The sequence below is a fragment of the Microcystis sp. M165S2 genome (assembly GCF_020245885.1).
Classification (GTDB): domain Bacteria; phylum Cyanobacteriota; class Cyanobacteriia; order Cyanobacteriales; family Microcystaceae; genus Microcystis.
In genome coordinates this window covers 1-10,852 of the sequence record NZ_JADBTZ010000244.1, presented here as the reverse complement: position 1 = coordinate 10,852, position 10,852 = coordinate 1, and the positions used below count along the sequence as shown (strand labels likewise).

The window sequence follows — 10,852 nt, the reverse complement described above, 5'->3', positions numbered from 1 at the left end:
TTGACTTGTTTCAGTTTTTCTATTAAGCTCAACATATATTTTAAAAGTTGGCGGTCACTTTTCATTTTACCTGACAGTGATCGCTTTTACTTTTGATATTCTGATGGGAGAATGAAACAGCCCTACCCTTAATCCCCCCTTGATAAGGGGGGAAATATGATAATTTTTAACACCTATCTACTTAAAATAATCGACTAACCCGAATAAATCCCGATTAATCGGACAAAATAGGGCAATTTGCCGATTCAGGGGGTCAGAGGACAGAAAAATTGTCAGACAATCGGGAAAAAGTGACAGGGGAAAAATTTTTCCGAACTGGAGTAGCAAAAAAGTCCCAGTCTGGGTAAAATTGATTATCGATCGATTGTGTGAGGAGTTCGATCCCCATGACCAATAAACACACAGCAAGGCTGCTGGGTAGTTACCTGCAGCGCCTGCCTGCCCATAGCTGGCTCGTCCTAGTTTTTTGGGCTTTGATTATCGCCCCAGTCCAGGCTGCTGTCGAATTACGCATTGCCATCAGTAAAGGTGTTAGTGCCGTCTCCGTGGGCAGTTCCACCGATGCTGTGGTGAAAGATGGGGCCGGCAGAGTCTTAGGAGAATTGACCGCCATGAATGCCCTCAATGCTAATCCCAGAGGAAAAGCGGTGGGTTTGGCCGATTGGCAGGCCAGTCAATTGATCATCGAACCAGGGAATGATGGTTACGTCTGGATTAATGATCGCTGGTATCGAGGACGTACAAGGCTCATTCGGCAAGGTTCTGGGGTGACAGCCCTAAATTTAGTCGATTTAGAGGAATATCTCTATAGTGTCGTCGGTGCGGAAGCGATTCCCTCCTGGCCGCAAGAGGCCTTAAAAGCCCAATCCGTGGCGGCGCGCACCTATGCTCTCTACCAAATGAATACTTCCGGCAATCGCATCTACGATCTCGGTACTACCACCCGCACCCAAGTTTATAAGGGTCTAGAAAGCGAGTTTACTAGCACCCAGGAGGCGGTTAATGCCACCGCCGGACAAATTATGAGCTTCAACGGCAAACCGATTCTAGCGGTGTTTCACTCCTCCTCCGGAGGCCATACGGAAAATGTCGAGGATGTTTGGAATTCCCCCTTACCCTACCTGCGCGGTGTCGTCGATTACGATCAGGTCGCACCAGTATTTCAATGGTCAAAAAACTTTAGCGCCAGTGAATTAGGCCGTTTAATCGGTGGTGTTGGTCGCGTGCGATCGCTATCTCCCGAAAGGACCACTCCCCACGGACGAGTGATTAGAATGCGCGTAGTGGGCGATCAAGGCTCTAAATTAATCTCTGATACCCAATTACGGCAAATACTGGAGCTGCGTAGTACCCTATTCACGATTTCAGCTAATAACGGTACTTTTGCCATTAATGGTCGCGGTTTCGGTCATGGGATCGGTTTAAGTCAATGGGGTGCTTTTTCCCTCGCTGACCAAGGGGTGACTTATGACCGCATTCTCAGCCATTATTATCAAAATGCTCGTTTAACTGAAATGCCCAATTAAAAAGGCTGTCAGCCATTTCCAGTAAACAGTAAACAGTAAACTGATAACTGATAACTGATAACTGATTATGAGATAATGTCTGATCTCACTTGTAATTTTTGACTTACATGACCATCGTGACCGAAGCCTTAACCGAGTTGGAACCAGTCATAAAAACTACCTTTACCGTCGAGGAAATTCGCCAACTACTGCCCCATCGTTATCCCTTTGCCCTAGTTGATCGTATTATTGACTATGTACCCGGTCAAAAGGCCGTTGGCCTAAAAAATGTCACGATCAACGAGCCTTTTTTTCCCGGTCATATTCCCAATCGTCCCTTGATGCCGGGGGTGTTAATTGTTGAATCCATGGCCCAAGTGGGGGGAGTGATTTTGACCCAATTACCCGGGATGAAAGGAAAATTTTTTGCCTTCGCTGGCATTGATAAAACCCGTTTTCGTCGTCCTGTGGTGCCAGGGGATCAATTAATCATGACGGTGGAATTATTATCCTTCAAGATGAATAAAATTGCTAAAATGCAAGGGGAAGCAAGAGTCGATGGGCAATTGGCCGCTCAGGGCGAAATGATGTTTTCCATCTTTGATTGACCTATGAATTTTGATCGAGATCGTCTCCGACAAGAACTAAATTTATTTGCTATTCTAGGGGCTTTTATCACCAATATTTTCGCTAATATTTTCCCTCTCAACGGCGAAAATATCGGGGCTATCTCGAATACAGTTTTTCAAGATGTCTTAATTATTCCCGCTAATTATGCTTTTGCTATCTGGGGATTAATCTATCTGGGTTTAATTAGTCTGGGAATTTACCAAGCTTTGGCTTTCAATAAAACTGAACCGCGTTTGCGTCGGTTAGGCTACGAATTAGCCATCGCTAGTGCTTGTCAGATTCTCTGGGTAATTCTCTTTCAATCCCGTTTTTTTATCCTGTCTTTACTGGCAATGCTAGGCATTTTAATTCCTCTCATCCGGCTTTATCTCCGCTTAGAAATTAATCGCTTTATTGTCAATCGTAAACAGGGTTTATTAGTTAATGCTCCTATTAGTATCTATTTCGCTTGGATTACCGTAGCCACGATTGTCAACGTCGCTTCGGTGCTAGATTGGACCAACTGGAACGGTTGGGGAATTGCTCCTAGTATCTGGACGATGATAATCATGGTTATCGGGGCAATAATCGCGATTTTAGTCGGTTTAAACCGAAAAGATCGGGCTTTTATCGGGGTGTTTATCTGGGCTTTCTTGGCGATCGCTGTTAAACAGGTCTCTCTGCCTCTAATTGCGATAACGGCGATTATATTAGCGATTATCCTAACTTTTCTGGTTTTTAGTCGCAGTTTTCGTCCTCTGAGTCGTTAAGATGCGGGATCACAGCGAATTTCGACGATAAAGCCATCGGGATCGTAGAAGTAAACCCCCCTCCCAGTCGGACGGGTCACGGGTCCACTAGCAATAGTAATTCCCTGACTTTGTAGCACTTCTAGGGCAAAATCGAAGCATTCGGGAGCAATATCGAAGGCTAAATGGTTGGCACGGGTAAAAGCGATTTCGGCATTGTCGTCGGGGGGGTTTAAATCTGGTTCCCAAAATAGGTCAATTACTGTACCATCGGGGGTGATAAAATTGGCCACTTTTCCCTGGGCAACTAATTCTTTTAAGGTACTGGGAATTTTTTCCCCCACTAATTCCTCTAAGCCTAAAATTTCCCCATAAAAATGACGAGAAGCCTCCATATCTTTGACGTTGAAAGCGATATGATGGACTTTTCGCAGTTGACCAATTTTGAGTTTTTTCGTGGTGACAGAAGGACTAATAGTCATCTTAGTTATCATTTATCAGTAAAGGGTTGGGGGATTTTTCAGTGAACAGTAATCAGTAATCAGTCGACTTAAGAGTTAATTTTTTGCAATAATTGCCGAATGGATTCCGCATCTTGAGCGTTGGGTAGGAGAGCGAGATAGAAGCCTAAATCCTGTTGCGCTCGGCTAAATTGTCCAATTTGATAGTAAACTAAACCTCGATCGCGCAGCTCTAGGGGATGATTAGGAATGAGCAAAAGTAGCAGCTCTATTGTCCGAATTGTCTGAGACCATTGTTGACGATTCAGGTAAATATATTTTAAATTAGTCAACAAACGTAATAAAATTTGCTGATTGGTAGCAATATTGAGAAAATGTTCTTCTAATTTAACTGGCTGTTGATAAACTTGACTTAATCTTTCTTGACAGTCCTGTTTAAATAAGATTTCACCACCGTGAAAGGGATCGACAAAAATTTCCACTTCCTCGAAATCGGGACGGATAATAAAATGACCCGGCATACCAATTCCTACCATGGGAAAATCGATCTGTTTGGCAATCTCTAAATAGATGATCGAGAGAGTGAGCGGAATACCTGTGCGGCGATCAATTACGTCATTTAAGTAGCTATTGCGGGGGTCATAGTATTCTTGGGTATTACCAGTAAATTGTAAATCTTCAAACAAATATTGATTGATAATCTTGACTATTTTTAAAGGATATAATCTATCGGGTAAACGTTTTTTTACCTCCTCAGCCATTAAATTTATTCTATTTAAATAGTGATCAATATTGAGGCGCGGATATTCAAAATTGGCTATTTGTAGGGCTGCCCGAGCTAGATTTATCTCAGGGTCAGGATGTTGAATTGTTTCGATGAAGGCTTGGTATAAGAGTGCAAGGGTCATTAGCAAAGAGTATTAATCAGATTATCAACTATTTTAACCGATCCTTCCGATTTTATCGCTTCTCTTTTCCGATCACCATTAAAGATTCAGCGATTTAGATGAGCTTTGCTGGGAAGAGTAGCGAGAAATCTTGTCAATGTCTAGATTAACCACGGCTTTTTCTAAAGGGAGCGTGCGACAATTTTTATTTTGAGACTGCACTTGATAAACTAATTGATTTGTCCAATCTAAAGCAGTTAACCAACCACTTTGAGGATGATAAACCCCAGTTTCAATGTCTAGCCAACCGCTGCCGCGAGCTAGTTGTCCCGGTTTGACATCGGGAAAGGTAAAGGTTAAAGTATGACCTGTGATAATTAGTTTATCCTTGAAATAGGGTTGGGTCATGGTATGAAATTCATTTCTAATCCAACAAAACTGCTCGTTTGTTTGCTGTTCAAGGGGATATTCTGGGTGTACTCCCGCATGAACTAACCAAATATCTCCTAGGTCTAAATAAGCGGGTAGGGATTGGAACCAATTGATATGCTCGGCGGGTATATTGTTATTATAACTTAGTAGTGTCGCCGCCCCACCACTCTCGATCCAGCCGTTGAACCATCTTTCAGGAACTTCTTTTCCCGTCAGAGCTTTTAAGAGCATATATTCATGATTTCCTAGAAGACATTGGTAGTTATTTTTGATGACAAAATCCACCACTTCCAAGCTCTGCTGTCCTCGATCGATTAAATCTCCCAGAAAATAAACCTCATCCTCACTATCAGGAGCAACTCGGTTTAATAGTCGCAAAAGTGTCTGAAAACTGCCATGCACATCTCCGATAATAATACGACGCGGTTCTTGAGTCTGTTTCCCTATTTTTCTAAACAACACACACCCCTCTCTAATCGCTGACTATACTGACATTGCTACTCTTTTATTGCTAAAAAAGGAGTTTTTATAAGGTCTTAATTTTATTATAGGACAAAGCTTTCCCTCTGACAGTCACTGGTTTTGGGGAACGCCGGAACTGCGGCAGAAAGGGGATGTGATTGTTTTGTAAAGTATTTTTGCAATCTCTGGACAGGGAGCGGTCAGGTTATGGTATCATTTTTTTATGATGATTTTTATACAATCGGATGTGGGCAGTCAAATACAAACGCAAAGATTCCCATTATATAAAAAAGTATCTCAAAAAAATGCACACTTGTCAAGCATCATCAAAAAAAAAGTTTTTTTTTGAGATTATAATAAAAAAAAATTAGTTTTCTGCTTCTATGATAACCCTAATTAACGCTAGAATTCCCGCCCATCACGATCGACAACAAATAGAGATAAATGCTGCTGGAAAGATTGAGAGGATAAGGGAGATGGGGGGAAGGATAAAAGGGGAAAAGATTATCGATATGGAAGGGGATTGGCTATCGTTAGGAGGAGTAGATTTACAGATCAACGGAGGATTAGGATTAGCATTTCCTGACTTAGAAATAACAGATCTAGAAAAATTAGATAAGATTAGCGATTATCTGGGGAATCAAGGAATTGATGGTTATCTTCCCACCCTAGTCACCACGTCCGTGGAGAAATTTCAAAAATCCCTCTCAGTAATTGCCAAATATATCGAGAAACAGCAACAGGAAAATCGAGGGAGCGCCCAGGTTTTAGGAGTACATTTAGAGGGTCCATTTTTAAACTATGAAAAAAGGGGGGCGCATCCGGGACAATATCTTTTAAAACCAAGTATAGAAACAGTAGATAAACTCTTTGGGAACTACTTATCGATCGTAAAAATTATCACCCTAGCCCCAGAATTAGATAGTAGCGGTACGGTGATTAAATACCTAAGCGATCGAGGAATTACCGTCAGTTTAGGACATTCGCAAGCGAGTCAAGAAATAGCCAAAAAAGCCTTTTTACAGGGGGCAAAAATGGTTACTCATGCCTTTAATGCCATGCCTCCTTTACACCATCGTCAACCGGGGTTATTAGGGGAAGCAATTATCAATCGCGATGTGTATTGTGGGTTAATTGCCGATGGTCAACACATCCATGCAACCATGATAGAATTATTACTAAAAGCCAGTAATTATCATCGAGGAATTTTCTTAGTTAGTGATGCTTTAGCACCGATCGGTTTAGGGGATGGTTTCTATCCTTGGGACGAGAGAGAAATTGAAGTTAAACAGGGAACAGCAAGACTTTTTGACGGTACTTTAGCGGGAACAACCTTACCCTTATTACAAGGAGTAGCCAATTTAGTTAACTGGGGAATATGTGATTTAGAAACAGCAATTCTTCTAGGGACAGAATCCCCCAGAAAAGCGATCAGATTAGCGGGTTTATCGGTGGGACAACCTGCCAACTTTTTGCGCTGGCAATCGGCATCAAATTGGGAAAGATTGGATTTCCGCCAGCATTTTGGCCTCTAACTGTTGAATGAGGGTATCGAGATCCACTTCGAGGCGATTAAAACATTCAGGAGGGGAAAGATCGGGTTGAAAATAAATCAATTTTACCTGACCATCACCGATAGCGACTATAGCCACTTCTTCCCTGGGATTATAGCGATAAATAATCCCAAGCATCTCTTGAATTTTGCGATTAACCTGGCGATTTAATTTCTCTAGAGCTTCCTTAGAACAACAGACAAAATGGGGCTGGGGTTTAAGATCGATGCCCAGGGTTTCTTGGGCATCTTCTCCCCATTCCGAGAGTAAACCCCACATTAAACCGGCTAATTCCTGTTGATTTTCCTGCACGAATTGATCTAATTGATAGCGCCATTGATTAGCGGGATCATCGGGGATTGGTTGTTCAAATCTCATCATTAGCCTCTTTTCAGTTATCAGTTATCAGTTATCAGTTATCAGTTATCAGTTATCAGCCATCAGTGATCAGTTATCAGTTATCAGTTATCAGTCCTTGATAAGGGGGGGAAGCTGACAATTTTTAACACCTACCTACTTATCGAAAAAATCGGGACTAAAACCTCACCTTAAGGCGAAAAGTTTTGGGAGCGGGGCATAAATCCCCGTTACAAAAACGGCCTCCTGCCCCTGCCGACCGCCTTCGTTAACGACGGTACTCATCACCGCAATCACCGATTAACTGCAATAAATCCTGGGATTTTTGCAAGACATGATCAATTTTTTGATAGTCTTGGGGGGATAATTGAAAATCGAAAATACGGGCATTTTCTTGGATATGTTCAGCAACACCCAAACGCACCCCAATAATTGCTCCAGCTACGGCTTTTTGTTCGAGAACGTAACGCACTGCCACATTAGGAATGGTGACATGATAGGAATCAGCGATCGCTTTAAGAACGGTTAATAATTCTTGGAATAATTGCCAGTTTCCCCAAGCATTGATCATGTTTTTATATTTCCGTAAACTAGCGGTATTGAGACTCATGGGATTGGGTTCAGGATGACCGAGATATTTTGCCCCTAATAAGCCTCCTGCTAGAGTACCATAGGCGAGTAGATAGATGTTATGTTCCTGGCAAAATTGCGCCATTTTAGCTAGAGGACGACGATCGATCAGGGAAAACTGGACTTGATTGGAGACTATTTTAATCCCGGCGCTGAGAATAATTTTTAAATGTTCCGTGTCGAAATTAGTCAAGGCCAGGTGTTTAATTTTGCCTTCCTGTTGTAATTCTCCTAAAAAATATAAGGCATCTAGATAATTTTTATCGCGATAATCCCACCAGTGAAACTGCAATAAATCGAGACTATCCACATCCATACGACGTAGGGAAATAGCGATATTTTTTTCGACTATTTCCTTAGTCATTTTACCCGGACGGGGAACCCATTTAGTGAAAGCTTGCAGATTATTTAAAGCATCAATGCCCCTTTGGGCGACTAATTGACGACGAAATTCACCGATAAAATCTTCGGCTGGACCGTAATGATCGGCCAGATCCCAAGTGGTGAAACCGGCATCTAGATAGGAAAACATACTAGGGATCGCTTTTTGGGGTGCGATCGAACCATGGGACCCTGAAACTTGCCACATTCCGTTCAAAATACGACAAATTTCCAGATCGGGGGTAAACTGTAAGCGACGAGATTCGGACATGGGGACTTTTCAGTGATCAGTAAACAGTAAACAGTAATCAGTAAAAAGACAGCAGAAAACTGCCATTGAATACTGCTCACTTAATATTCTATTCTCCTACTGACTACTGATCACCGATTACTGATTCAAGACAGATCGATCGTCCCTGTCCAGAAAAAAGCGGTAAAGGGGAAGACTTTCGGAAAAATCTCCCCCTTTTTGGGTTTTTGCTGCTCAATTTTTGCCTGCTTAATATTCCACTTCCAATCGCGCTGCGGTGACAGCATCAAAAGCGAAAGCGAGAACTATAGGCATAGGACAAGCGAGGATGACACAGAGAATTAAAGCTGTTACAGTCAATCCGATCGCCACTCCTAACCAAAGTTTTTCGGCAGGAGATAGACCTTTTTGGCGCTTAATGTTTTGTAACACTTTGGTGGGAATTGGTTCTGGCATCACGGCATTGGGAGGGAATGCCCAATAATTACTGTAGCGTTCGAGAAATAGCTCTGTCCAGCCGTTTTCTTGACACCATTCTTGAATCCATGGTTCGTGAAAGTGTTTCATTGCTTCCCTGTTAACTTTTTCCAGTGATTACTTTAAACATCTCCTGATGTGAACTTCATCCTAGCAAAGCTATCTTAAGCGTCGATCGGATTCAATAAAACTTAATATATCTGGGGATTGGGTGTAAGGGAATAGGGAAATAATTGTTAAAAAATTTCGGTTCTTGACTCGCTACAGATTCCTTGTAATTTTTGGTCCCAAATATCGAGGGGAAGGGTATCGAGATAGGCAAAGTCAAAGACAATCCCGATCGAGGGGATAGCTTGCCATTCGGGGGAATGTAGGAGACGATCAAAATAACCTCCCCCGTAACCTAAGCGATAACCTTTGCGATCGCAAGCGACGGCGGGAATTAACAGTAAGTCCACTTCGGCAGGTAAAATGAGAGGAGCGATCGCTGTTGGTTCATAGATGCCATAACGATTTAATTCTAGGGGATCGTCGGCAGTCCAACAGTGCCAAGTCAGGCTATCTCCGTCACAACGGGAAAAACCCCAGCGATGGTGCTGGCAAAATAAGGAACTTAAATCCGGCTCTTGACGATGACTGAAGTAAGCGAGAATGGTTTTAGCGTGCTGAAATAAAGGTAAAGATTGTAAATTTTTGCAAAGTTGCTGACTATTTTCTTGCCAAATATGCTTAGGAAGCGCTCGTCTTTGGGTAATTAGTTGTTTGCGTAATTGGGCTTTTTTGGTAGCAGAATTCATAAAATAGAGATAAATATTTCTGTAGTCACAAGATGCTAAATCTATTTAACTCACTTTTTGGGCGTTATAACGAAAATATCAAGGCCAATGTGGAAATTTACACTTGGGCAACTTGTCCCTATTGTATTCGGGCCAAATGGTTGCTGGGTTGGAAAGGAGTAAAATACACCGAATACAAAATTGATGGTGATGAAAGCGCTCGTCAAGCCATGGCGGAACGGTCCAACGGTAAACGCAGTGTACCACAGATTTTTATTAACAATGAACATATCGGTGGTTGTGATGATTTGTATGCTTTGGATGGTCAGAAAAAATTAGATAATTTACTGGCTAAATGTGGGACTATCTAAAGTCTATTGACGAAAAAGCCTATCAGAAACATCGGCAATGGATGCAGTTAGCTTTAAATTTAGCGGCAACTGCGGGGGACCGGGGTGATGTACCTGTGGGAGCGGTTATCGTGGATAAACAGGGCAATTTAATCGCTCAAGGGGCTAATTGCAAGGAAAAACACCGTGATCCCACCGCTCACGCCGAAATTCTGGCGATTCGTGCCGCTAGTCAAGTGTTAGGCAATTGGCACTTAAATGATTGTACCCTCTACGTCACCCTCGAACCCTGTCCCATGTGTGCCGGGGCAATCATTCAGGCTAGGCTAGGATTATTAGTGTACGGTGCTGACGATCCGAAAACAGGAGTTATCCGCACTGTGGCTAATTTTATTGATAGTCCTTTTTCTAACCATCGTTTACCGGTAATCGCGGGAATTTTAGCCAAGGAATCGGGGGAATTATTACAAACATGGTTTGAGAAAAAAAGATGAGAGACATTCGAGTAATTATCGGGACGGTTGATAAATTTTGCTAAATTTATCAAATTGTTGCCTTAGAAAAGACAAAAAAAATAACCCATGATTAAAAGCTTTCGATGTAAAGATACAGAAAAGCTTTATAATAAGCAGTTGGTTAAAAAGTTTTCTGGGATTGAACGATTAGCGATCAAAAGATTGCGTATTTTAGAAAGTGCTAATACACTAGAAGCATTGGCAGGATTGCCGAGTAACCGCTTAGAACGTTTAAAAGGGGATAAGTAGGTAGGTGTTAAAAGTTGTCAGATTCCCCCCTTATTAAGGGGGGCAGGGGGGATCAGCACCCCCCTTATTAAGCTATCCATTAGTCAGATCTTTCTTAACAAAAAGAGAAGAAACTTAAAAAAAGGGGAAACGATTGATAGGTATAGTTTTGAAAGAAGGAATTAAGGTGGAGGTAAGCAAAAAAATGGAGAAATGGGCAGCCCAAGAAT

14 protein-coding genes are annotated in these 10,852 nt (G+C 42.1%); 7 read left to right on the top strand and 7 right to left on the bottom strand.

The genetic code is table 11. The features are described 5' to 3' along the window. Positions 1-386 precede the first annotated feature (386 nt). The 3 genes from IM479_RS12575 to IM479_RS12565 all read left to right on the top strand — a co-directional run bounded on the left by IM479_RS12575 (position 387) and on the right by IM479_RS12565 (position 2,884). Positions 387-1,526, top strand: a complete 1,140-nt coding sequence (locus tag IM479_RS12575; RefSeq protein ID WP_286826982.1) for a SpoIID/LytB domain-containing protein — start codon at positions 387-389, stop codon at positions 1,524-1,526. A gap of 107 nt (positions 1,527-1,633) precedes the next feature. Continuing rightward, complete coding sequence (fabZ, locus tag IM479_RS12570) at positions 1,634-2,113, top strand: 3-hydroxyacyl-ACP dehydratase FabZ (RefSeq protein WP_012268022.1); 480 nt, start codon at positions 1,634-1,636, stop codon at positions 2,111-2,113. 3 nt (positions 2,114-2,116) lie between these two features. Further along, positions 2,117-2,884, top strand: coding sequence for a TspO-related membrane protein (locus IM479_RS12565; protein WP_286826329.1), 768 nt, complete (start codon positions 2,117-2,119; stop codon positions 2,882-2,884). On the opposite strand, the gene IM479_RS12560 is transcribed toward IM479_RS12565, so the two are convergent. The 3 genes from IM479_RS12560 to IM479_RS12550 all read right to left on the bottom strand — a co-directional run bounded on the left by IM479_RS12560 (position 2,881) and on the right by IM479_RS12550 (position 5,105). Continuing rightward, positions 2,881-3,345: a VOC family protein gene (locus IM479_RS12560; RefSeq protein WP_286826328.1), complete on the bottom strand. Its 465-nt coding sequence runs from the start codon at positions 3,343-3,345 to the stop codon at positions 2,881-2,883. The two genes, IM479_RS12565 and IM479_RS12560, sit on opposite strands and share 4 nt — an antisense overlap. Positions 3,346-3,413: 68 nt before the next feature. Next, entirely contained in the window at positions 3,414-4,232 is an 819-nt protein-coding gene (locus IM479_RS12555; RefSeq protein WP_287686744.1) for a SirB1 family protein, read from the bottom strand. Between the two features lie 78 nt (positions 4,233-4,310). Continuing rightward, positions 4,311-5,105 carry a metallophosphoesterase family protein gene (locus IM479_RS12550; RefSeq protein ID WP_287686742.1) on the bottom strand — a complete coding sequence of 265 codons (795 nt, stop codon included), beginning with the start codon at positions 5,103-5,105 and terminating at the stop codon, positions 4,311-4,313. 383 nt (positions 5,106-5,488) lie between these two features. Between IM479_RS12550 and nagA the strand changes: the two genes are divergently transcribed. Beyond that, positions 5,489-6,640: an N-acetylglucosamine-6-phosphate deacetylase gene (nagA, locus tag IM479_RS12545; protein ID WP_287686741.1), complete on the top strand. Its 1,152-nt coding sequence runs from the start codon at positions 5,489-5,491 to the stop codon at positions 6,638-6,640. Here nagA and ccmS read toward each other — a convergent pair. The 4 genes from ccmS to IM479_RS12525 form a co-directional block, all read right to left on the bottom strand. Beyond that, positions 6,596-7,036 carry a beta-carboxysome assembly chaperone CcmS gene (ccmS, locus tag IM479_RS12540; RefSeq protein ID WP_287686746.1) on the bottom strand — a complete coding sequence of 147 codons (441 nt, stop codon included), beginning with the start codon at positions 7,034-7,036 and terminating at the stop codon, positions 6,596-6,598. The genes nagA and ccmS overlap by 45 nt on opposite strands. A 247-nt stretch (positions 7,037-7,283) precedes the next feature. Beyond that, positions 7,284-8,297 carry an aldo/keto reductase gene (locus tag IM479_RS12535; RefSeq protein ID WP_287686740.1) on the bottom strand — a complete coding sequence of 338 codons (1,014 nt, stop codon included), beginning with the start codon at positions 8,295-8,297 and terminating at the stop codon, positions 7,284-7,286. A gap of 228 nt (positions 8,298-8,525) precedes the next feature. Continuing rightward, positions 8,526-8,843 carry a slr1957 family protein gene (locus tag IM479_RS12530; RefSeq protein ID WP_287686738.1) on the bottom strand — a complete coding sequence of 106 codons (318 nt, stop codon included), beginning with the start codon at positions 8,841-8,843 and terminating at the stop codon, positions 8,526-8,528. Between the two features lie 146 nt (positions 8,844-8,989). Further along, on the bottom strand, positions 8,990-9,550 hold the full coding sequence (locus IM479_RS12525) for a 5-formyltetrahydrofolate cyclo-ligase (protein WP_287686736.1): 561 nt from the start codon (positions 9,548-9,550) through the stop codon (positions 8,990-8,992). A 32-nt stretch (positions 9,551-9,582) separates the two neighbouring features. Here IM479_RS12525 and grxC point away from each other — a divergent pair, with 32 nt between their 5' ends. The 3 genes from grxC (at position 9,583) to IM479_RS12510 (ending at position 10,643) form a co-directional block, all read left to right on the top strand. Next, on the top strand, positions 9,583-9,900 hold the full coding sequence (gene grxC / locus IM479_RS12520) for a glutaredoxin 3 (protein WP_002751734.1): 318 nt from the start codon (positions 9,583-9,585) through the stop codon (positions 9,898-9,900). Beyond that, complete coding sequence (tadA, locus tag IM479_RS12515; protein ID WP_287686735.1) at positions 9,885-10,373, top strand: tRNA adenosine(34) deaminase TadA; 489 nt, start codon at positions 9,885-9,887, stop codon at positions 10,371-10,373. Before grxC ends, tadA begins: the two co-directional genes overlap by 16 nt. Before the next feature lie 87 nt (positions 10,374-10,460). Then, complete coding sequence (locus tag IM479_RS12510; RefSeq protein ID WP_287686733.1) at positions 10,461-10,643, top strand: type II toxin-antitoxin system RelE/ParE family toxin; 183 nt, start codon at positions 10,461-10,463, stop codon at positions 10,641-10,643. Positions 10,644-10,852 lie beyond the last annotated feature (209 nt).